Source organism: Mycolicibacterium tusciae (assembly GCF_002086795.1).
Taxonomy (GTDB): domain Bacteria; phylum Actinomycetota; class Actinomycetes; order Mycobacteriales; family Mycobacteriaceae; genus Mycobacterium; species Mycobacterium tusciae.
In genome coordinates this window covers 398,942-420,179 of record NZ_MVIM01000001.1, presented here as the reverse complement: position 1 = coordinate 420,179, position 21,238 = coordinate 398,942, and the positions used below count along the sequence as shown (strand labels likewise).

At 66.4% G+C, this 21,238-nt stretch carries 26 protein-coding genes; 18 read left to right on the top strand and 8 right to left on the bottom strand.

The window, feature by feature from the left end; genetic code table 11:
• Positions 1–6: 6 nt before the first annotated feature.
• Both BST47_RS02020 and BST47_RS02015 read right to left on the bottom strand, forming a co-directional pair.
• The gene (locus BST47_RS02020) at positions 7–795 is read right to left on the bottom strand and encodes an SDR family NAD(P)-dependent oxidoreductase (protein ID WP_420094012.1); all 789 of its coding nucleotides are present in this window, start codon (positions 793–795) and stop codon (positions 7–9) included.
• A gap of 13 nt (positions 796–808) precedes the next feature.
• The gene (locus tag BST47_RS02015; RefSeq protein WP_083123515.1) at positions 809–1,384 is read right to left on the bottom strand and encodes a hypothetical protein; all 576 of its coding nucleotides are present in this window, start codon (positions 1,382–1,384) and stop codon (positions 809–811) included.
• 23 nt (positions 1,385–1,407) lie between these two features.
• Between BST47_RS02015 and BST47_RS02010 the strand changes: the two genes are divergently transcribed.
• The 4 genes from BST47_RS02010 to BST47_RS01995 all read left to right on the top strand — a co-directional run bounded on the left by BST47_RS02010 (position 1,408) and on the right by BST47_RS01995 (position 4,579).
• Positions 1,408–2,247, top strand: a complete 840-nt coding sequence (locus tag BST47_RS02010; protein ID WP_083123514.1) for a DUF3097 domain-containing protein — start codon at positions 1,408–1,410, stop codon at positions 2,245–2,247.
• A 36-nt stretch (positions 2,248–2,283) separates the two neighbouring features.
• Positions 2,284–3,609 (top strand): replication-associated recombination protein A, encoded by a 1,326-nt coding sequence (locus BST47_RS02005; protein ID WP_083123513.1) that lies wholly within the window; start codon positions 2,284–2,286, stop codon positions 3,607–3,609.
• A 137-nt stretch (positions 3,610–3,746) separates the two neighbouring features.
• A complete protein-coding gene (locus tag BST47_RS02000; protein ID WP_083123512.1) occupies positions 3,747–4,109 on the top strand; it encodes an ArsR/SmtB family transcription factor in 363 nt (120 codons plus the stop codon).
• The gene (locus BST47_RS01995; protein WP_083123511.1) at positions 4,106–4,579 is read left to right on the top strand and encodes an SRPBCC family protein; all 474 of its coding nucleotides are present in this window, start codon (positions 4,106–4,108) and stop codon (positions 4,577–4,579) included. The genes BST47_RS02000 and BST47_RS01995 overlap by 4 nt, the downstream gene beginning before the upstream one ends.
• Positions 4,580–4,642: 63 nt before the next feature.
• On the opposite strand, the gene BST47_RS01990 is transcribed toward BST47_RS01995, so the two are convergent.
• Positions 4,643–4,951, bottom strand: a complete 309-nt coding sequence (locus BST47_RS01990; RefSeq protein WP_083123510.1) for a GlsB/YeaQ/YmgE family stress response membrane protein — start codon at positions 4,949–4,951, stop codon at positions 4,643–4,645.
• A 122-nt stretch (positions 4,952–5,073) separates the two neighbouring features.
• Here BST47_RS01990 and BST47_RS01985 point away from each other — a divergent pair, with 122 nt between their 5' ends.
• From BST47_RS01985 to BST47_RS01945, 9 genes are all read left to right on the top strand, one after another.
• Positions 5,074–5,475, top strand: a complete 402-nt coding sequence (locus BST47_RS01985) for a secondary thiamine-phosphate synthase enzyme YjbQ (RefSeq protein ID WP_083123509.1) — start codon at positions 5,074–5,076, stop codon at positions 5,473–5,475.
• Between the two features lie 126 nt (positions 5,476–5,601).
• The gene (gene alaS / locus BST47_RS01980; protein ID WP_083123508.1) at positions 5,602–8,292 is read left to right on the top strand and encodes an alanine--tRNA ligase; all 2,691 of its coding nucleotides are present in this window, start codon (positions 5,602–5,604) and stop codon (positions 8,290–8,292) included.
• Positions 8,293–8,296: 4 nt separating this feature from the next.
• Positions 8,297–8,836: a Holliday junction resolvase RuvX gene (gene ruvX, locus BST47_RS01975; RefSeq protein ID WP_083123739.1), complete on the top strand. Its 540-nt coding sequence runs from the start codon at positions 8,297–8,299 to the stop codon at positions 8,834–8,836.
• Positions 8,829–10,100: an endolytic transglycosylase MltG gene (locus tag BST47_RS01970; RefSeq protein ID WP_083123507.1), complete on the top strand. Its 1,272-nt coding sequence runs from the start codon at positions 8,829–8,831 to the stop codon at positions 10,098–10,100. Before ruvX ends, BST47_RS01970 begins: the two co-directional genes overlap by 8 nt.
• A gap of 6 nt (positions 10,101–10,106) precedes the next feature.
• Positions 10,107–10,922 carry a shikimate dehydrogenase gene (locus BST47_RS01965; RefSeq protein ID WP_083123506.1) on the top strand — a complete coding sequence of 272 codons (816 nt, stop codon included), beginning with the start codon at positions 10,107–10,109 and terminating at the stop codon, positions 10,920–10,922.
• Between the two features lie 9 nt (positions 10,923–10,931).
• Entirely contained in the window at positions 10,932–11,363 is a 432-nt protein-coding gene (locus tag BST47_RS01960) for a prepilin peptidase (RefSeq protein WP_083123505.1), read from the top strand.
• Positions 11,364–11,409: 46 nt separating this feature from the next.
• Positions 11,410–11,796, top strand: coding sequence for a nuclear transport factor 2 family protein (locus tag BST47_RS01955; protein ID WP_234809541.1), 387 nt, complete (start codon positions 11,410–11,412; stop codon positions 11,794–11,796).
• Entirely contained in the window at positions 11,793–12,284 is a 492-nt protein-coding gene (locus tag BST47_RS01950; protein WP_083123504.1) for a DUF3237 domain-containing protein, read from the top strand. Before BST47_RS01955 ends, BST47_RS01950 begins: the two co-directional genes overlap by 4 nt.
• Positions 12,285–12,314: 30 nt before the next feature.
• Positions 12,315–12,917, top strand: coding sequence for a TetR/AcrR family transcriptional regulator (locus BST47_RS01945; RefSeq protein WP_107528836.1), 603 nt, complete (start codon positions 12,315–12,317; stop codon positions 12,915–12,917).
• A gap of 35 nt (positions 12,918–12,952) precedes the next feature.
• Here BST47_RS01945 and BST47_RS01940 read toward each other — a convergent pair whose 3' ends face one another.
• The 4 genes from BST47_RS01940 to BST47_RS01925 are packed head-to-tail and all read right to left on the bottom strand — an operon-like array spanning position 12,953 to position 15,100.
• A complete protein-coding gene (locus tag BST47_RS01940; protein ID WP_083123502.1) occupies positions 12,953–13,240 on the bottom strand; it encodes a nitrile hydratase accessory protein in 288 nt (95 codons plus the stop codon).
• On the bottom strand, positions 13,237–13,857 hold the full coding sequence (gene nthA, locus BST47_RS01935) for a nitrile hydratase subunit alpha (RefSeq protein ID WP_083123501.1): 621 nt from the start codon (positions 13,855–13,857) through the stop codon (positions 13,237–13,239). The genes BST47_RS01940 and nthA overlap by 4 nt, the downstream gene beginning before the upstream one ends.
• On the bottom strand, positions 13,854–14,591 hold the full coding sequence (gene nthB / locus BST47_RS01930) for a nitrile hydratase subunit beta (RefSeq protein ID WP_083123500.1): 738 nt from the start codon (positions 14,589–14,591) through the stop codon (positions 13,854–13,856). The genes nthA and nthB overlap by 4 nt, the downstream gene beginning before the upstream one ends.
• Positions 14,588–15,100 carry a DUF1097 domain-containing protein gene (locus BST47_RS01925; RefSeq protein WP_083123737.1) on the bottom strand — a complete coding sequence of 171 codons (513 nt, stop codon included), beginning with the start codon at positions 15,098–15,100 and terminating at the stop codon, positions 14,588–14,590. The genes nthB and BST47_RS01925 overlap by 4 nt, the downstream gene beginning before the upstream one ends.
• A 121-nt stretch (positions 15,101–15,221) precedes the next feature.
• Between BST47_RS01925 and aroC the strand changes: the two genes are divergently transcribed.
• Genes aroC through aroQ form a run of 4 tightly spaced genes read left to right on the top strand, consistent with a single transcriptional unit; the run spans position 15,222 to position 18,634 of the window.
• On the top strand, positions 15,222–16,445 hold the full coding sequence (gene aroC, locus BST47_RS01920) for a chorismate synthase (RefSeq protein WP_083123499.1): 1,224 nt from the start codon (positions 15,222–15,224) through the stop codon (positions 16,443–16,445).
• Positions 16,445–17,092, top strand: coding sequence for a shikimate kinase (locus BST47_RS01915; RefSeq protein ID WP_083123498.1), 648 nt, complete (start codon positions 16,445–16,447; stop codon positions 17,090–17,092). The genes aroC and BST47_RS01915 overlap by 1 nt, the downstream gene beginning before the upstream one ends.
• Complete coding sequence (gene aroB / locus BST47_RS01910; RefSeq protein ID WP_083123497.1) at positions 17,085–18,170, top strand: 3-dehydroquinate synthase; 1,086 nt, start codon at positions 17,085–17,087, stop codon at positions 18,168–18,170. Before BST47_RS01915 ends, aroB begins: the two co-directional genes overlap by 8 nt.
• Positions 18,170–18,634 carry a type II 3-dehydroquinate dehydratase gene (aroQ, locus tag BST47_RS01905; RefSeq protein WP_083123495.1) on the top strand — a complete coding sequence of 155 codons (465 nt, stop codon included), beginning with the start codon at positions 18,170–18,172 and terminating at the stop codon, positions 18,632–18,634. The genes aroB and aroQ overlap by 1 nt, the downstream gene beginning before the upstream one ends.
• Positions 18,635–18,640: 6 nt before the next feature.
• Here aroQ and BST47_RS01900 read toward each other — a convergent pair whose 3' ends face one another.
• Entirely contained in the window at positions 18,641–20,467 is a 1,827-nt protein-coding gene (locus BST47_RS01900) for a bifunctional sugar phosphate isomerase/epimerase/4-hydroxyphenylpyruvate dioxygenase family protein (RefSeq protein WP_083123493.1), read from the bottom strand.
• Between the two features lie 92 nt (positions 20,468–20,559).
• Here BST47_RS01900 and BST47_RS01895 point away from each other — a divergent pair, with 92 nt between their 5' ends.
• On the top strand, positions 20,560–21,201 hold the full coding sequence (locus BST47_RS01895) for a TetR/AcrR family transcriptional regulator (protein ID WP_083123492.1): 642 nt from the start codon (positions 20,560–20,562) through the stop codon (positions 21,199–21,201).
• Positions 21,202–21,238: the final 37 nt, after the last annotated feature.

The following is a 21,238-nucleotide window of genomic DNA, read 5'->3' as shown; positions in this document are numbered from 1 at the left end:
TTTCAGCTAACCGGATCCCATGAGTTTTTCCATGAACTTGTGCGTACCGAGAACCACTTTCACGCGGTCGGGATCGTTTCGACGAGCGACGTCGTCGCCATTGCCGCCTGCGATATGGATCGGGCCGTTGGGGAGTTGTTCGAGACCCTCGCGGGCGACGTCCGCCGGGTCGGCGACGCGCATGCCGGGGACGTCGAAGTTCAGCCCGACGCGCGCCATGGCCGGGGTGCGAGTGACTCCGAGCACCAACTCCAGCACGTCGACGCCGTACTCGCGAAGCTCGAGCCACAACCCTTCGGCGAAGATGCGCCCGAAGGCCTTCACGCCGCCGTATACGGTGTGCCGCATCGAGCCGAGGTAGCCGGCCATCGAGCCGACCATCAGGATGCCGCCACGGCGGCGATCCCGCATGGGCCTGCCGTAGTGCTGCACCAGCGCCAGCATGGTGCCGATGTTGAGATCGATCACCCGGCCGAAGTCGCTCAGCGCACCATCCAGGAAGTGCTCGCTGCAGGTGTTCGCGCCCGCGTTGTAGATGAGCAGACCGACCTCGACGTCGGACGTGGCATCCGCGATCCGACTCACCGCGTCGGCCGACACCAAATCCACAGTGAGCGTTCGCACTTCGACGCCCAGGGCACGACACGTTTCCGCGGTCTCGGCCAGCGGTTCGGGCTTTCGGGCGATCAGCACGAGGTTGATTCCCGCGGCAGCCAACTGCCGCGCGAATTCCGCGCCGACGCCCTCGGAGCCGCCGGCCACGACGGCCCACGGCCCATACTTCGATAGCTCCATCACGGATTCATCTTTACCCCGACAGTCGCAGGAAGGCTCTGCCGCGTCCCGATAGGCGGTAACCCACGTCGAGGCTGACCGTCAGGCCCAGCCCCTTGAGTTGGCGGACGCGGCGTTTGAACCGCGGTACGTCCAGCCCGACGCGGTCGGCCAGATCCGGTGCGCGGACGGCCTCGTTGTCTCCGATCAACTGCAGGTACTGCCTCGTCCACGGCTCGGTGGCTGCGTCCCAGCGGTCCAGGCGCGCCGTTATCGCGGCGACTTCGTCGGCGGAGAGGCGGTCATTCGCGGCGAGCGCGGGCCGCTCGTCGGGTGCCAGGAAGGAGACCGCGATCGCATAGGTGTGCCGGGCCTGCCTGCGGTCCAGGTCATTCTGGGCCGACGCGGCATCCGGATAACCGGCCGCTCGGGCCTGCGCAGCGGTCACCCGGTGGCGTGCGGGGAATTCGGCGACGTCGTCGATGCGAATCGTGCCCGCCATGGTGCGCTGTGTGCCACCTGGCTTGACCCTCGGCGCGTCCCAGCGACGGAGCACAAGTGTGATGCTGCCGTTAGCGATTCCCTCGGCCGTGTCGCGGTTCAGCAGCACGGTGCTGACCCTACGATCACGCGGTGGCTGATCGCTATGGCTCTGATGTTCTCGCATCCAATCCGCACCAGAAACGACCCCGTTCGGCGGAGCTGCCGGTCGAGATCGGCATGGTCGTCGAGGACGCTCAAACCGGCTTCGTCGGCGCGGTGATGCGCGTCGAATACGGCCGGATGGAACTCGAGGATCGCAACGGCCGCAAGAAGCCGTTTCCGGTCGGTCCCGGCTATCTCGTCGACGGCCGGCCCGTCATTTTGACGCCGCCGAAGCGCGCCGCACCGCAGGCGTCGCGGACCGCGTCGGGATCGGTGGCGGTGGCCGGCGCGCGCGCGAGGGTGGCGTTGGCGAGTCGCATCTACGTCGAGGGTCGCCATGACGCGGAGCTCGTCGAGCAGGTGTGGGGTGACGACCTTCGCGTCGAGGGGGTCGTCGTCGAATATCTGGGCGGCATCGACGATCTCGCCGCGATTGTCGAAGAGTTCCGGCCGGCACCCGGTCGGCGGCTTGGTGTGCTCGTCGACCATCTCGTCGCGGGCTCGAAGGAAGCGCGGATCGCGGAAGCGGTCCGCCGCGGACCCGGCGGCGCGCACACGCTCGTGGTCGGCCACCCCTTCATCGACATCTGGCAAGCGGTCAAACCGGGCCGGATCGGGGTGCAGGCGTGGCCCGTCATCCCCAAGGGGATGGACTGGAAGAAGGGCGTGTGCGACAAGCTGGGCTGGCCGTGCGCCCAGCAGGCCGACATCGCGAGGGCATGGCAGCGGATCCGGGGCCGCGTGCGCGACTGGAACGACCTCGAGCCCGCGCTCATCGGCCGCGTCGAGGAACTGATCGACTTCGTGACACAACCAGCGGAGTCGTGAACGCATCGCGTCATAGCCGCGTGGTAAGCAGAGAGCGTGGCCGACGGTCTGTTTGACGTGCCCGGCGAGGAGCGGTCGCCGGGAGTGGCCCCCGTCGGCGCGTCCACCCCGCTTGCGGTGCGGATGCGGCCCGCCACCCTCGACGAGGTTGTCGGACAGGACCACCTGCTGCAGCCGGGTTCGCCACTGCGCCGGATGGTCGAGGGTTCGGGAGCGGCCTCGGTCATTCTCTACGGCCCGCCCGGGACCGGTAAGACGACACTCGCATCGCTGATCTCGGGGGCGACCGGCCGCCGCTTCGAGGCGCTTTCGGCGTTGTCGGCCGGGGTGAAAGAGGTCCGCGCCGTCATAGATACCGCCCGGCGGGCGGCCGCACACGGTGAGCAGACCGTGCTGTTCATCGATGAGGTGCACCGGTTCTCCAAGACCCAACAGGACGCGCTGCTGTCCGCTGTCGAGAACCGCGTGGTGCTGCTGGTCGCGGCCACCACCGAGAACCCGTCGTTCTCCGTCGTCGCACCGCTGCTTTCGCGGTCGCTGATCCTGCAACTGCAGCCGCTCGGCGCCGACGCGGTGCGCCAACTCGTGCGGCGCGCGATCGACGACGACCGTGGCCTCGGCGGCAAGGTCACCGTCGCCGACGATGCCGTCGAGTTACTGGTGCAGCTCTCCGCGGGCGATGCCCGTCGCGCACTGACGGCCCTCGAGGTCGCTGCCGAGGCCGGAGACGTATCAGTCGAGGTGATCGAGCAATCGCTGGACAAGGCCGCCGTCCGCTATGACCGCGACGGCGATCAGCACTACGACGTCATCAGTGCGTTCATCAAATCGGTCCGCGGCTCCGACGTCGACGCAGCCCTGCACTACCTGTCCCGGATGCTCGTCGCGGGGGAGGACCCACGGTTCATTGCCAGACGACTCATGATTCTCGCCAGCGAGGACATCGGCATGGCCGATCCGACCGCCCTGCAAACGGCCGTCGCCGCAGCTCAGACCGTGCAGCTCATCGGTATGCCGGAGGGGCAGCTCACGCTGGCCCACGCAACCGTTCACCTGGCGACCGCACCGAAGTCGAACGCCGTCACCACCGCCCTGGGATCCGCGATGGCTGACATCAGGTCCGGCAAGGCCGGTCAGGTGCCGAGCCATCTGCGCGACGGCCATTACTCCGGCGCCGAGAAACTGGGCAACGCGATCGGCTACAAGTACGCGCACGACGATCCCGATGGTGTTGTGCCCCAGCAGTATTCGCCCGATGAGCTGGTCGGAGTCGACTATTATCGGCCGACCACCCACGGAGCCGAACGCGAGATCGCGACGCGCCTGGACAAGCTGCGCGCGATCATCCGCAAGAAGCGCTAACGGTTTCTACATTTCGCAGGTCTACTCGCACGTTCTCTGCACAACGTTGAAAGCGTTGTGAAACCGCCCTTGACAGCCGCTGCGCACCGTCCTACGTTGGTAGTCAACCAATGCATTGATCAAATACAAGGTTGATAATGGAGAGTGATGGCGATGCGGATGCGCAGCTTGACCGCGCCTTCCTGGCACTGGCGGACCCGGTTCGACGTGCGATCGTCGCGCGGCTGTCCAGGGGGCCGGCCACGGTCAACGAGCTGGCCGCACCGTTCGACATCACCAAACAGGCGGTGTCCAAGCACATTCAGGTGCTCGAGCATGCGGGTCTCGTCACGCGGACCCGCGACGCACAGCGACGGCCGGTTCACCTCGACGCCGCCGCGCTGGAGCGGCTGACCGCATGGATCGACCGATATCGGCTTGACGCCGAACGCAGTTACCGCCGGCTGGACGCCTTGCTGGCCGGCATGACCGACACCCAGGAGAAAGGACGCACCAAATGACTAACGCATTGGACCTCAACGCCCCGGTCGACACTCTGGCCATGGAGTTCACCCGCGAGTTCGACGCTCCGGTCGAAGCGCTGTTCCGGGCGCATGCCGAGTCCGAGCTGATGAAGCAGTGGCTCGGTCCGCATGGTCTGGAGATGGAGATCAGCGAGTGGGTCTTCAAAAGCCATGGCGGTTACCGCTATACGCACTCAAACGACGAAGGGACGTTCGGTTTCAACGGCACGTTCCACACCGTGCGGGACAACGAGTTCATCCTGCAGACCTTCGAATTCGAGGGTGCGCCGGACATGGTGAACATCGAGTACATGTGGTTCGAGGACCTCGGCAACGGCCGCTCCCGGCTGCGGGGCCGATCGATCTGCCCCAACACCGACGCGCGAGACGCACTGCTTTCTTCCGGCATGGAAGGCGGAATGACCGAGGGCTACGAGAAGCTCGACGCCCTACTCAAGAACCTCTGACCTCGAGAAGGAGCGATCCCGGCTGCAGGGGTCCAGCCGGGATCGCTATTCGGGTGGTACGCGTCAGCGCATCAACCCCGAGCGTCGGCGGCCCGTCAGGCCGGTGCGGCGACGCCCCATGAGCGCCGACACCAGCGCCACTCCGATCACGGCCACGACGAGCTGAACGAGCAGCTCCCCCCAGTCGACGCCGGGCGTTGCGGTTGAGATGCCAATCGCCTGGGCAAGCCAAGTGCCGATTAACGCGGCGACGATGCCGACCAGGATCGTGACGAGCATCCCAATGGGCTGCTTACCCGGTAGCAGCAGCCTGGCCAGTACGCCGATGACGATGCCGATGAGAATTGCGGTGATGATGCCGGTGACGGTCACGATGCCTCCAATGTCTAGTGGCTAGGGCGTTCGTAGATCACCCTGGTCAAGCAGCGATACCCGCGCCTCCGGCGTAATAAACGCTCGCGTCAATCCGACCGATTGCTCGTAGGCTCGACGACGTGGACACGGATGTACTGGATATCGACACCGCCCGGCGCCGCATCGTCGACCTCACCGATGACGTGCGCTCGTTCTGCAGTGCGCACCAAGACGGTCTGTGCAATGTCTTCGTCCCACACGCGACGGCGGGTATCGCGATCATCGAGACCGGTGCCGGGTCCGATGACGACCTGCTGGACACGCTGGAACGCCTGCTGCCTCGCGATGACCGCTATCGCCACGCCCACGGCGCCCCGGGGCACGGCGCCGACCATGTGCTGCCCGCGCTGGTCTCGCCATCGGTGACGGTGCCCGTGCAGGGTGGAAAGCCGCTGCTCGGCACCTGGCAGAGTGTCGTGCTGGTGGATCTGAACAGCGACAATCCGCAGCGCAAGGTTCGGTTGAGCTTTATCGGTGCATAGCCGGCACCTGACGCGGTGCCGGTTCGTTGGCCTTTCAGGCGCCACAACTGCGACCGGTACTGTGGTGCGGTCGAATAGTCGCAGGTAATTGCGGAAGCCACCCATAGAACAAGGAACACAAAGAACGTGCAGACACACGAGATCAGGAAGCGCTTCCTCGATCATTTCGTGAAGGCGGGTCATACCGAGGTCCCTAGCGCCTCGGTGATCCTCGACGACCCCAACCTGCTGTTCGTCAACGCCGGCATGGTGCAGTTCGTGCCCTACTTCCTCGGGCAGCGCACACCGCCGTGGGATCGCGCGGTGAGCGTTCAGAAGTGCATTCGCACCCCGGACATCGACGAGGTCGGCATCACCACCCGGCACAACACCTTCTTCCAGATGGCGGGCAATTTCAGCTTCGGCGACTACTTCAAAAAGGGCGCCATCGAGTTCGCATGGAGCCTGCTGACGAACCCCGTCGAACAGGGCGGGTACGGCATGGACCCCGAAAGAATCTGGGCGACCGTGTATCTCGATGACGACGAAGCGATCCGGCTGTGGAAGGAAGTCGCCGGACTACCCCTGGAGCGCATTCAGCGCCGCGGCATGGCCGACAATTACTGGTCGATGGGCATCCCCGGACCGTGCGGACCGTCGTCGGAGATCTACTACGACCGCGGGCCGGCGTACGGCATCGAGGGCGGGCCCGAGGCCAACGAGGACCGCTACATCGAGATCTGGAATCTCGTGTTCATGCAGAACGAACGCGGCGAGGGCACATCGAAGGAGAACTTCGAGATCCTCGGCCCGCTGCCGCGCAAGAACATCGACACCGGCATGGGCGTCGAGAGGGTTGCGTGCCTGCTGCAGGATGTCGACAACGTCTACGAGACCGATCTGCTGCGTCCGGTGATCGACCTGGTCGCCGCCGTCGCCCCACGGGGGTACGGCCAGGGCAACCACGGAGACGACGTCCGCTACCGCATCATCGCCGACCACAGCCGTACCGCCGCGATCATCATCGGTGACGGTGTCAGCCCCGGAAACGAGGGCCGCGGATACGTCCTGCGCCGGTTGCTGCGCCGGATCATCCGCGCGGCGAAGCTGCTGGGTGTGGAGCAACCCATCGTCGCCGAGTTGATGACCACGGTGCGCGACGCGATGGGCCCGTCGTATCCGGAACTGGTCACCGACTTCGAGCGCATCCAGCGCATCGCCGTCGCGGAGGAGACCGCGTTCAACCGGACGCTCGCGTCGGGGTCCCGGCTGTTCGACGAGGCGGCCGCCACGACCAAGCGTTCGGGCAAGTCAACGATCTCCGGAACCGACGCATTCACCCTGCACGACACGTACGGCTTCCCGCTGGAACTGACGTTGGAGATGGCTGCCGAAGCCGACTTGAGCGTTGACGAAGAGGGCTTCCGTGGTTTGATGGCCGAGCAGCGGCGGCGCGCCAAGGCCGACGCGGCCGCCCGCAAACAGGCGCACTCGGATCTGTCGGCATACCGCGAACTCGTCGACACCGCTCCCACCGAGTTCACCGGTTTCGACGAGTTGACCACCGAGGCAAGGATTCTCGGCATCTTCGTCGACGGCAAGCGGGTACCCGTCATCGGACACGGAGCGCACGACGCCGACCGTGTTGAACTCGTTCTCGATCGCAGCCCCTTCTACGCGGAGTCCGGCGGGCAGATCGCCGACGAGGGCACGATCACCGGCGCGGGCGCGTCCGCGGCGGCCAAAGCCGCGGTGACCGACGTGCAGAAGATCGCCAAAACCCTGTGGGCACACCGCGTCAACGTCGAGTCCGGCGAGTTCGTGGAGGGCGACACTGTGGTGGCCGCCGTCGACCCGAGGTGGCGCCATGGCGCCACCCAGGGGCATTCCGGAACCCACATGGTGCACGCAGCCCTTCGGCAGGTGTTGGGGCCCAACGCCGTTCAGGCGGGATCGCTGAACCGTCCCGGCTACCTGCGGTTCGACTTCAACTGGCAGGGCGCGCTGTCCGAGGACCAGCGGACCCAGATCGAAGAAGTCACCAACGAGGCGGTTGAAGCCAACTTCGAGGTGCACAGTTTCACCACCGATCTGGAGAAGGCCAAGTCGATGGGCGCGATGGCCCTGTTCGGCGAGGCCTACCCCGACGAGGTCAGGGTCGTCGAGATCGGCGGCCCCTTCTCGCTGGAACTCTGCGGCGGCACCCACGTCAACAGTTCGGCACAGATCGGGCCCGTCACGATCCTCGGCGAATCCTCGGTCGGCTCCGGCGTGCGTCGCGTCGAGGCTTACGTCGGCTTGGACTCGTTCCGCCACCTGGCCAAGGAACGCGCCCTGATGGCGGGGCTGGCGTCATCCCTGAAAGTGCCGTCGGACGAGGTTCCGGCCCGGGTGGCCAATCTCGTCGAACGGCTACGGGCCGCCGAGAAGGAACTCGACCGGATGCGACTGGCGAGCGCGCGCGCCGCAGCCGCGAATGCGGCCGCAGGTGCCGAACAGGTCGGTAAGGTCCACCTCGTGGCGCAGCGGATGGCCGGCGGAATGTCGGCGGCGGATCTGCGGACGCTCGTCGGCGACATCAAGGGCAAGCTGGGCGGTGACCCCGCGGTCGTCGCGTTGATCGCCGAAGGCGACGGTGACTCCGTTCCCTACGTGGTGGCGGTCAATCCGGCGGCGCAGGACCTGGGTCTGAGCGCCAATGACCTCGTGAAGCAGTTGGGGACGCCGGTGAACGGTCGCGGGGGTGGCAAGGCCGATCTGGCACAGGGCTCCGGTAAAGGTGCGGCGGGGATCGAGGCGGCGCTGGCCGCGTTGCGTGCCGAACTGGGCCGGAGCTGACCGCGTGGCGAGCGCCGACGACCGTCAACCCGACCGGCCGGGACCCACGCTGCAGCCGCCCGACCCAGGACCCGGCCGACGGCTGGGCATCGACGCCGGCAGCGTCCGCATCGGGGTGGCGGTCAGTGATCCGGACGGAATTCTCGCGACACCGGTCGAGACGGTGCAGCGGGACCGCCGGAAGGGGTCTGAGAAGCATGTGCGACGGCTGGCGACGCTGGTCGACGACTTCCACGCGGTCGAAGCGGTGGTCGGGTTGCCGCGCACTCTCGCCGATCGGGCGGGTTCGGCCGCCCAGGACGCGATCGGCCTCGCCGATCAACTGGCGGCACGCATCGCACCGGTGCCGGTCCGACTGGCCGACGAGCGGCTGACCACCGTCGCGGCGCAGCGGTCCTTGCGGGAGGCCGGGGTCCGCGCCAAGGGGCAGCGAAAGATGATTGACCAGGCCGCCGCGGTCGGCATTTTGCAGAATTGGCTGGATCAGCGACGCGCGGCGTTGGCGGCACACGGTGACATCAGGGACGAGGTCGGGGATGTCTGACGATTGGGGCCGCGAACGCGTCGAGCCCAGCTGGCACCGGGAACGGGTGGAGCCGATGGCGGTTGGCCCACCACGGCGCAGAATGACCCGCGCGGACCGGTTGCGGGAAGCACGCGGGCGGCGCAAGCGGCGCCTGGCCGGCGGATTGGCCCTCGGCATCCTGATCGTCGTCGTCATCGGTGTGGTCTTCCTGGGCTCCAATCTGTGGCACAACGTGTTCGGCACCGGTAGCGATTTCACCGGCGACGGTGTCAACGATGTGGTGATCCAGGTCCATGACGGGGATTCCACGACCGCGATCGGTAACACGCTCCAGGACCAGAAAGTGGTGGCCAACTCCGCCACTTTTGTCGAAGCGGCCCAGGGGAATGCCGCGATCTCGGCGATCCAGCCCGGTTTCTACAAGGTGCGCACCGAGATCCCGGCCGCCAACGCCGTTGAACGGCTTGCGGATCCGGCAAACAGGGTCGGCAAGCTGGTGATCCCGGAAGGACGTCAGCTCGACGACGTTCGGGACGTCAAGACCAACGCCGTCACAGACGGCATCCTCAGCCTGATCTCCAAGGCGACGTGTGTCGACCTCGACGGTGAACGCAACTGTGTCGCCGTGGACGCGCTCAAGGAGATGGCGGGCACGGCGGAACCGTCGGCGCTTTCGGTGCCGGAATGGGCCGTCGGCCCGGTGAACGCGATGGGCACCGACCACCGCCGCCTGGAAGGATTGATCGCGCCCGGCTCGTGGAACATCGATCCGTCCGCGCAGCCGCAGGAGATCTTGTCGACGTTGATCAGCGCGAGCGCAGCCCAGTACGAGGCGGGCGGCATCCTCGACACCGCGAAAGCGATGAACATGTCGCCGTATCAGATCCTCACCGTCGGCTCGCTGGTGCAACGCGAGGCCACCCCGGAGGACTTCGCGAAGGTTGCCCGGGTCATCTACAACCGGTTGGCCGAGAACCGCACGCTGGAGTTCGACTCCACGGTGAACTACCCGCTCGACAGGATCGAGGTGGCCACCACCGACGGCGACCGCGGGCAGCTCACGCCGTGGAACACCTACGTGCGGCCGGGACTTCCTGCGACGCCCATCTGTTCGCCGGGTCAGCCCGCACTTGCTGCGGCGGAGAATCCGGAGCCGGGGGACTGGCTGTATTTCGTGACCATCGACCTGCAGGGAACCACCCTGTTCACCCGGGACTACCCGCAGCACCTGGCGAACATCGAACTCGCGATGCGCAACGGTGTCCTTGACTCCAATCGGTGACCGCACATGAGGTCGGCTGGCGGCGGTCCCCGTAAGGCCGCGGTGCTCGGGTCACCCATCGCGCATTCCCGGTCGCCGCAGCTGCATCTCGCCGCTTATCGCGCGTTGGGTCTGCACGATTGGACGTACGAGCGGATCGAATGCGCCGCCGAGCAATTGCCTTACCTGGTAGGCGGTTTCGGCCCCGAGTGGGTGGGAGTGTCGGTGACGATGCCGGGCAAGTTCGCCGCCCTCGAATTCGCCGACGAACGCACGGCACGCGCCGAGTTGGTCGGCTCGGCCAACACCCTGGTGCGGACACCTACCGGATGGCGCGCCGACAACACCGATATCGACGGTGTCACCGGCGCATTGGGTGAGGCGTCGGGCAGAGCGATGGTCTTGGGGGCGGGCGGCACCGCCCCGGCGGTGGTTGTCGGCCTGGCCGCACTGGGTGTGCAACACATCACGGTGGTGGCGCGCAATGCGCAACGGGCAGCCCCGTTCATCGAACTGGCAACGAAATCCGGTGTCAGGGCGCAATGGTGCGCGATCGATGGCGCGGACCTGGCGGCGCATGTGGCCGGCGTGGACGTCATGGTCAACACCGTGCCCGCGGACGCGGTGGCGCCGTATGTGCCCACGCTGGCGCCTGCGCCCGTGCTGCTCGACGCGATCTATGATCCCTGGCCCACAGCGCTGGCCACCGCGGTCGAAGCTGCGGGCGGACGCGTTATCAGCGGCTTGCAGATGCTGCTGAATCAGGCCTTCGCCCAGGTCGAGCAGTTCACCGGTCAGCCTGCGCCGAAAGATGCGATGAGGGCCGCCCTGAACGGACGCTAGCCTCGATGAATGGCGGCGGAGACGGTCGGCGTCTGTGTGCTGACCTGGTTTGCCTGGCTCAGTTGGTTCGACATTCGCGAGCGGCGGCTGCCCAATTGGCTGACGGTGCCCGGCGCCCTCGCGATCCTGATGTGGGCTGCGGCAACAGGGCGTGGCGCACCGGCGCTGGTCGGCGCGGTATCGCTTTTCGCGATCTACCTCGCCGTGCATCTGATCGCCCCGGCGGCCATGGGCGCCGGCGACGTCAAGCTCGCGATCGGGATCGGGGCGCTGACGGGTGCTTTCGGTGTCGATGTGTGGTCGCTCGCCGCGGTCGCGGCGCCGCTTCTGACGGCTGGTCTGGCGGTCATTATCCGGATGTTAAGCGCGGAAAGGACTGTGCCGCATGGCCCCTCGATGTGTGCGGCCGCGTCCGCGGCCACCGCTCTCGTCCTGCTGTGACGCGAGGACCTTGCATACTCATGGTAGGTTAATGCATACTTCGAGTATGCAAATGATGAAGCTCGACCTCAAGGTGATCTCGGAGAGATACTTCGCCGCGTGGGCGGCCCACGATCCGGATGCGATCGCGGCCCTGCACACGGCCGACACCCAATTCTGGATGCACATGGGTGGTGACCCCGTCGTCGGTCGCGACGCGGTGCGCAGCACTTTCGCCGAAATCTTCGCCCAATTCCCCGATCTCACGTGGGAGACCTACCGGGTGCTGTTCGGCAAGGACCATTGGATCCTCGACTGGGCACTGATATCGGGCGACGTCCGATTCGACTGCCTCGACGTCGTGAACGTATCGCCGGACGGGCTCGTCGCGCGCAAGGACACCTTCGTCGACGGTATGCAGCTGCACGCCGCCCTCGAAGTGGTGGCCCCGTGACCGCCGCGACGCCGGTCGATCAGTTGCCGTTGATCGACGCACTACCGGTTGAGCACCTGTTCGACATGCACGTTGATCTTCAACCAGCACAACCGATTACGACACACGTCGGCACCAGGATGACGTTCATCACGACCGGCGGCGTCATCGACGGGCCGAAATTGCGGGGGGAGATCTTGCCCGGCGGGGGAGACTGGCTGATGGTCGGGAGCGACGGAGTCGGACGCGTCGACGTTCGCGCCACGCTCAAGACGCATGATGGCGTGCTGATCCACTATGAGGCGCGCGGAGTCATCAACGTGCCCGCGGATGGACTCGATCGGCTGGCCGCAGGTGACGTGCTGGGGTTCGACGAGACGTATGTCCGGACCACGCCGACGTTCGAGACCGCGGACGAACGCTATGGGTGGCTGTCGGGACTGGTCACCGTCGGCTACAACGTCCTATCTCCCAACCACATCGACTACCGCATCTATCGGGTGCTGTGACCCGGCTTGATGTTCGACTATGGTCGGCCCGTGGCAAGAGGGCCGGCCAGACGCACGCAGGCGGAGCGCACCGAGGCGACAACCGCAGCGCTCGTCGAGGCCGCGCGCGAACTGTTCGCCCGCGACGGCTACGACGCGATATCCCTTGACGCGGTCGCGGCCGGTGCGGGTGTGACGAAAGGTGCCGTGTACCACCATTTCGCGGGCAAGCGCCAGTTGTTCGAAGCCGTGTTCAGCCGCGAAATCGAACACGTGACGGCTCCGCTCGTGGCGGCGTACTCACGCAAGAAGGACCCCTGGGACGCGTTCAAGGCGGCGAGCGCCGCGTTCCTCGACGAGTGTCTTGACCCCGGGGTACAGCGCATAGTCCTGCTGGATGCGCCCGCGGCGATCGGCTGGGATGGCATCCGACGGCTGGAGGCCCCGTTGCTGGACTTGATGGAGCTCGCGATATCTCGTGCCGTCGATGCCGGCCGCATCGAACGGAGACCGCCGGGCCCACTCGCCCACTTCCTCTTCGGTGCGACCTGCGAGGTGGCCATGATCGTCGCCCGGGCCGATGATCAGAAGACGGCCCAACGGCAGGCCGTCGCCGAAATCGGTCGCGTCCTGGACAGCCTCGCCATCACCTGACGGCAGCGCTAAACCAGGATCGACGTGGCCGGCCGCTAATGGTCGTCGCCGTTCGCGATCATCGGATTGGTCAACAGGTGGTGGTCGTCGACCACCTTGGTCAGTGCGGTGACCCAGTGGTCGTAGTACTCCCAGTCGCCGCGCTCACTCTGCGGTGTGTTCTCCCACCGGCTGATCGTTTCGATCAGGCTCTGCTGGAAATCGCTCCACTCGTAGTGACCGAACTCCGAGAGCGCCAACGCCAGCCCGAAGGCGCGCCGCTGCCACTCGTGCTCGAATTGCGGGGCCGCCTGGTCGGTCGTGCATGTCTCGTGCAGCGTCATGACACCGGGCCCGCCAGCGCCACGCCCATCATGGATTCCGTGGTCACGAGGTCCATCAACATCTCATCGGTGAAATCTTCGGTGCCGGAGGGGCGTTCGGGAATGACGAACCACCGTGAGTGCCCGCTGCTGTCCCACACCTTGATCTCGGTGTTGGCGGGCAGGTCGACGCCGATCTCGCCGAGAACCTTGCGCGGCTCGCGTGCGGCCCGGGACCGGAAAACAGGATCCTTGTACCAGTACGGCGGCAGCCCGAGCACCGGCCAGGGGAAGCACGAGCAGAGCGTGCAGATGATCAGGTTGTGGATTCCGGGAGTGTTCGCGACGGCCTGCAAGTGCTCACCCTCGGCGCCCGCCATGCCCTCGGGCAGGTCCAGTTCGGCGATCGCGGAGGGGGTGTCGACGACGACGCGGGCGGCGAAGTCGGGATCAGTCCAGGCCTTCACCACGATCTTGCGCCCGTTGAGCGGCGTCATCTCCGACTCGAAGTAGGAAAGCACCTTGTCGACGGTCTGCCCGGTGATCACGCCCTTCTCGATCAGAAGTGATTCCAGCGCAGCGACTTTGGCGGCGCTGGCGGCCTCACGGTCTGGGGGGTAAGCGAACTGGTCGCTCATTGGACTCCTTCCAGGTATGCCTCGAACAGCTCCGCGTAGATGGTCAGCGCTCCGGGCTCGGCGCGTTCGCCGAAGAGTTCGTCGGGACTGAACGCGACGATGTAGATGGGCATCGGATCACCGATGCCGTCTCCGGTGTGGACGAAATAGCCGTAGTCGCCTTCGAATATCCGCTCGATGGTGCCCTCGCGTTTCCGTAGATAGCCCGGCAAGCGGGTGTGGGCGGCGGCGGGCACATTGGTGATCCGGACGCGGTCACCGACGGCGAACTTGGGATGGGCGACGTCGCGGCGCGGGCTATCGCCCTTGCGCAGGTATTCGACCACCTGATCGTCGATCGCGGCTTCCGGTTCCGCAGCAGGCGGCGCCTGTTCGGCCGCCAATTCGGCTTGCCGCGAGGATAACTCGTCCTCGGTGACGTAGCCCTGGTCGATGAGGAACTGGGTGATACCGCCCAGCCACTTCTCGTAATAGCGGAACTTGAAATAATCGAACGGGTTCATCGCCTCCGCGCCGGTACGCAGACTCGCCCACGTCCACTCGTCTTTGAACGATGTCGGCACGTCGTCGATCGGATACTGCGGTAACGCCGTCCCGAGATGATTGGACAACCCCATCATCGCGACGTGAATACCGAAGATCCGTTGCTCCCAGTCCTCGACGAACACACGCTTCTCGAGATTCAGCGGTTCGGGGAGTCCTTCGAGACCGCCGAGATAGTGCTGGAGTTTCATTGCGCCGGGCTGCCTTCCTTCGCGGGTGCACGGGTGAGGACGTTCGCGACGTATTCCGACAGCAGCCCGAACGACGCACCGAGTAGGCACGCCATGGCCGCGACCAGCCCCGGATGCGAAACGGACGTCACGGTGATCGTGTTGCCGGTTCCCGCGACCGTCGACACGGTGCTCGCGAACCCGACGACGACCGCGGGTGTCGTGGACAGCAGGGGCACCCATGACGCCTGGACCATCACGGCGCTGCCGACGCCGACGGCGAGTGCGGTCACCCAGAGGCCGCCGCCCAGCAGGTGGGCGGCGTACAGGCTGGCCGATGCGATCAGCACCCCGACGAGGTTGCTCGACAGCGATCGCACCCATCCGGTGACTCCGCCGCCGACGAAGAAGAACGACGCCCACGTCAGGAAAACCACCCAAATCGGGACGGTGATGACCTCGGCGGTCAGGGCCACCGCCAGCCCGCCGAGCGCCCCGATGCTCAGCGTCAACGCGGATCTTGAATCCATGAAAAGTAGGTTCGCGCCGCCGTATTTCCCGGCTGTCACCGCCATATTGCGATTTCGGTGCGTAAACGACTGCTCAGCGAGCGTATGCGCACCGAAATCGCGGGCACTGCGCTATGGGAAGATGGGACGCGTGTTGCGATGGACTACAGCTGGTGAATCCCACGGCCGCGCTCTGGTGGCCGTCGTCGAAGGCGTGATCGCCGGCATCCACGTGACCTCCGACGACATCGCTGGCCAGCTGGCCAGGCGGCGGCTGGGTTACGGCCGCGGCGCTCGGATGAAGTTCGAAAAAGACCAGTTCACGGTGCTCGCCGGGGTCCGGCACGGCGTCACGCTCGGTGGCCCGATCGCCATCGAGATCGGCAACACCGAATGGCCCAAGTGGGAAACCGTGATGGCGGCCGATCCGGTCGACGAGTCCGAGCTCGAGCAGGACAGCGCCCGCAACGCCCCGCTGACCCGGCCCCGGCCCGGCCACGCCGACTACGCGGGCATGCTCAAGTACGGCTTCGACGACGCCCGGCCTGTTCTGGAGCGGGCGAGCGCGCGCGAGACGGCCGCCCGGGTGGCCGCCGGCACCATCGCGAGGGCACTGCTGCGCGAGACGCTCGGCGTCGAGGTGCTGTCGCACGTCATCTCGATCGGCGCGTCGAAGCCGTATGACGGGCCACCGCCGCAGTTCTCGGACCTGGCGACCATCGACGAGAGCCCCGTGCGTGCGTTCGACGAAGCAGCGCAGGACGCGATGATCGCCGAGATCGAGGCGGCCAAGAAGGACGGTGACACACTCGGGGGAATCGTCGAGGTGGTCGTCCACGGGCTGCCCGTCGGCCTGGGCTCCTTCACCAGCGGTGACAACCGCCTCGACAGCCAACTGGCCGGCGCGGTCATGGGCATCCAGGCAATCAAGGGTGTGGAGATCGGCGACGGCTTCGAGACCGCGCGCCGCCGCGGCAGTGTGGCCCACGACGAGATGTACCCCGGTGCCGACGGTGTGATGCGTTCTACCAATCGGGCCGGCGGCCTCGAAGGCGGGATGACGAACGGGCAGCCGCTGCGGGTGCGAGCCGCGATGAAGCCGATCTCGACCGTGCCGCGCGCGCTGGCCACCGTCGACATGGCCACCGGTGACGAGGCGGTCGCCATCCACCAGCGTTCCGACGTGTGCGCGGTGCCCGCGGCCGGTGTCGTCGTCGAGACCATGGTGGCGCTGGTGTTGGCGCGGGCGACGCTGGAGAAGTTCGGTGGCGACTCGCTGGCCGAGACGCGCGCCAACGTCGACAACTACCTGCGCGCAGTCGCGGAGCGCGAACCGTCCTCGCAGCCGGTTCAGGCGTCGGGCTGATGGCACCGAAAGCAGTGCTGATCGGGTTGCCCGGATCGGGCAAGTCGACAATCGGCCGTCGGCTGGCCAAGGCGCTTGACCTAGCGCTGCTGGACACCGACGTCGCCATCGAGGAGACCACCGGCCGCACCATCGCCGACATCTTCGCCACCGACGGCGAGGCCGAGTTCCGTCGCATCGAAGAGGACGTGATCCGGTCGGCATTGCAAACCCACGACGGCGTGCTGTCACTTGGCGGCGGAGCCGTCACTACCGAGGGTGTCCGCGACGCCCTGGCCGGTCACACCGTCATCTATCTGGAGATCAACGCCGCGGAGGGAGTGCGCCGCACCAACGGCCCCACGGTGCGGCCGCTGCTGGCCGGTGGAGACCGTGGAGAGAAGTTCAAAGCGCTTATGCAGCAGCGAGTCCCGCTCTATCGACGGGTCGCCACCATGCGGGTCAACACCAACCGTCGCAACCCGGGCGCGGTCGTGCGCTACATCGTGGACCGGCTGGAGAATTCCGAGACGTCGCGCCAGCACCGGCGCCGGCGTCGTCCACCATGGCGTCGCAGTCCCACGACGCTGACACCGGCCCCGACAACCGAGGCGCCCCCGTCGCCCGCGGAACTGGCGGCCAAGAGAGCTGCGGGTCCCCATGAGTGAACCGGTAACCGTCGACGTGCACGTCGATCCGCCGTACCCCGTGATCATCGGGACCGGGCTGCTCGGCGAGCTGGAACGCACCCTGGCGGGGCGGCACAAGGTCGCCATCCTGCACCAGCCGACGCTCGCGCAGACCGCGGAGGTCATCCGGAAAGCACTGACGGACAAGGGAATCGACGCACATCGAATCGAGATTCCCGACGCCGAGAAGGGTAAGGACCTACCGGTTCTGGGGTTCATCTGGGAAGTGCTGGGTCGCATCGGCGTCGGCCGTAAGGACGCGATCGTCAGCCTCGGCGGGGGAGCGGCCACCGACGTCGCCGGCTTCGCCGCGGCGACGTGGTTGCGCGGCATCGACATCGTGCACGTGCCCACCACCCTGCTCGGCATGGTCGACGCCGCGGTCGGCGGCAAGACCGGTATCAACACCGATGCCGGCAAGAACCTCGTCGGTGCGTTCCATCAGCCCGCCGCGGTGATCGTCGACATCGCGACGCTGGAAACGTTGCCGCGCAACGAACTCGTCGCTGGAATGGCCGAGATCGTCAAAGCGGGATTCATTGCCGACCCGGTCATTCTCGATCTGATCGAAGCCGATCCCGAGGCCGCGGTCGATCCGAGCGGCACCGTGCTGCCCGAGCTGATCCGGCGTGCGGTCGCCGTCAAGGCCGAGGTCGTCGCGGCCGACGAGAAGGAGTCCCAGCTGCGCGAGATCCTCAACTACGGTCATACACTTGCCCACGCCATCGAGCGACGCGAGCGCTACGAATGGCGCCACGGCGCAGCGGTATCGGTGGGTCTGGTGTTCGCCGCCGAGCTGGGCCGGCTGGCCGGCCGCCTGGACGACGACACCGCCGACCGGCACAAGACCGTGCTGACGGCGCTGGGTCTACCCGTCGAATACGACCCCGACGCGCTGCCTCAGCTGCTGGAATACATGGCAGGCGACAAGAAGACCCGCGCCGGTGTGTTGCGTTTCGTCGTACTCGACGGACTTGGCAAGCCGGGTCGCCTGGAGGGGCCGGATCCGTCGCTCCTCGCGGCCGCGTACTCGGTGATCGGAAAGGGGGCGCAGTGATGACCGACGTGCCGCACGAAGAACCTCAGCGACCGTCAACCGTCCTCGTGCTCAACGGGCCCAACCTCGGCAGGCTCGGCCGCCGCGAGCCGGAGAAGTACGGAAACACCACCCACGAACAATTGGTCGCGCAGATCGAGAGCGAAGCCGAAGACCTCGGGCTGAAAGCGATTGTGCGACAGAGCGACAGCGAAGCCGACCTGCTGGGATGGATTCATGCTGCGGCTGATGCCGGAGATCCGGTGATCCTCAACGCCGGGGCTCTCACGCACACATCGGTTGCCCTCCGTGATGCGTGCGCGGAGCTGCGGGCACCGCTGATCGAGGTACACATCACGAACGTGCACACCCGCGAGGAGTTCCGCCACCATTCCTACATCAGCGCCGTCGCGACGGGAGTGATCGCCGGATTGGGTGTTCAGGGTTACCTGGCGGCGCTGCGCTTTATCGCCGGCGCCACATAGGCCGGGTCATCGCCGCGAGCTGAAGCGTCCTGCCCGTTGGGCGGCGAGCCGGACGGGAGCATTGTCGCTGCCGTAGCCGTCGTAGTTGCCGCGTCGCTCGACGAACTCGAAGAAGACCGAGCCGACCGTGCGCGTATAGAAGTGGATGAACTCGCCGTCGGGGCTCCGGTCGTAGAGCAGGTCGAGTTCGCGCAGCGCTGCGACCGCGTCGGCTGCCACGCCGAAACGGCCCGCGACATAGTCGTAGTAGTTGTCGGGAACCGACAGGAACGGCAACCCGCGCGCACGGGCGCGGCGTGCCACCGCGAAGACGTCAGAGCATGCGAAGGCGATGTGCTGAGGCATGCCGGAGTCGTCCAGCACCTGCGGGGCGACGTTGAGGGGCAATCGAACCGCGCCGTCGACGGTGCGCATGACCTGGCTGCGCACCAGCCCGGTGGGGGCGGCCACCTCGGTCGGCACTTCGGCGGTGAGCCCGAAGGTGCTCGTCAAGAAAAGCACCGCCTCGTCGGCGGTCTGCCAGGGTTGTGAGAAGTTCACGTGGTCGATGGCACGCACCGTCGTGTCGGTGTCGGGGGGCATGCCGCTCTCGAACTCGTCGACCCACGCCGGTGGCAGCCCGGTCGGCGGCGCGGTGACCCAGAAGATCTCGGACCCGTCCGGCGCGATCGCGCCGCCCATCGGCTGCTCAGAGGCGTAGGTGCGGCGATAGGCCGGCGCGGCCATCAGGTCCTCGGCCCGCCGCGTGGTCGCATCGGCGTCGGGCACCTGGAGGCCGATCGCGGCGACCTGCGGTTCCAGATCCCGCGCCTGCTGCTCGTTGAGGATGACGCGCGCCTCGCCTGCGACCCAGAGGGACACCGGTTTGGTCCGGTGGCGGCCACGCGGGGTGAAACCGAGTTGCTCGAGTAGGACTTCGATCTCGGTGGTGTCCTCGGCCTTCAGCTCGACGAAGTCAAAGCCATTGGGAGGCTTGGCATCTGTGACCGGACGCAATCGCGTGTGATCCGCCGCTGTCAACTTCGTGGCCAGCTTGTCCTGAAGCCATACCAGCGAGCGGAGTGCGTGCACCGCGGTCCGGTCCGGGTCGGTCTGGCGGAACGTGTCGTTGAAGACCTCCAACGACAGCGGTCCGTCGTATCCGGCCGCCAGCACACGCGATACGAAGGTCGTGAGGTCGAAGTCGCCCTCACCGGGAAAAAGCCTGTGGTGCCGGCTCCAGGACAGCACGTCCATGGACAACGCTGGAGCGTCGGCAAGCTGCAGATAGAAGATCTTGTGGCCGGGGATGGTTTCGATCGCCGAGGTGTCGTGACCGCGGGACAGGACGTGGAAGCTGTCGAGGCACAGTCCGACCGCCGGGTGATCGGCCAGTTCGACGACGCGCCAGGCACGTCGGTAGTCGTCGATGAAACGCCCCCATGCCAGCGCCTCGAACGCGACCTTGATGTCCAATGTCTGCGCCAGGTCACCCAATCGGCGAAGTTGGCCGGCGGAGCATTCGTCGGAGTCGACGGTGGCGGTGGCGACATTGCTGCACACCAGGACCGTCTGGATGCCCAACCGTCGCGCCGTGACGAAGGTGGCTTCGGCGCGACGGAGGTTCTCGGCGAACGTCGTCTCGTCGACGCCCTCGATGTCGCGCAGCGGCTGGTAGAGATCGAGCGACAGGCCCAGGCGCCGGGCCAGACTCCGGATCTCCTCGGGACTGTGATCGCTGGCGATGAGGTCGGGTTCGAAGATCTCCACACCGTCGAATCCGGCCGCCGCGCAGGCATGCAATTTCTCGGTGAGCGAGCCGCTGATCGAGACCGTGGCGATGGACGTCTTCATCGTGCCTCCATTCGACCCTAATGTACCAATTAGTTAATTAGTATGGAAGAGGTTCCGGTGAATGGCGCGCGTGTACAAGTAAGCTGCCGAAGGTGACCGCCGAGTCCCGCCCGGAGCTGCAGCGCGATGCCGAACGCACGCGTGCGGAGTTGCTCGCGGTCGCGACGGAGGTTTTCGCCGAGTCCGGGTACTCGGGCGCCCGCGTCGACGACATCGCCGAGCGCACCCGCACGACCAAGCGGATGATCTACTACTACTTCGGCGGCAAAGAACAGCTCTACATGGCGGTGCTGGAGAATGCCTACCGCGGCATTCGAGAAGCCGAGCAACGGCTGCAGGTCGACCACGTGGATCCGGTCGTGGCGATGCGCAGACTGGCTGAGCTGACGTTCGATCATCACCTCGATCACCAGGCGTTTATCCGGCTGGTGTCGATCGAGAACATTCACCGCGGCCAGTTCATCAGTCGCCTCGATTCATTGCGCTCGCTCGCGCAGCCGGCCACCTCCCTGCTTGACCAGATCCTGGCCAGAGGCCACGCGCAGGGCGTCTTCCGCGACGACGTGGACGCCCTCGACGTCCATCTGGTCATCAGCGCGTACTGCGTCTTCCAAGTCGCCAACCGCTACACGTTCGGGTTCCTCTTCGATGTCGACTTCACCGAGGTCGCGCAGCGTGCACATCTACGACGCATGATCGGCGACGTCGTCGTCGGCTGGCTCACCTCCCGCTGATCAGAGACCTCCGTCACTCGTAGTCCTTGACGAGACA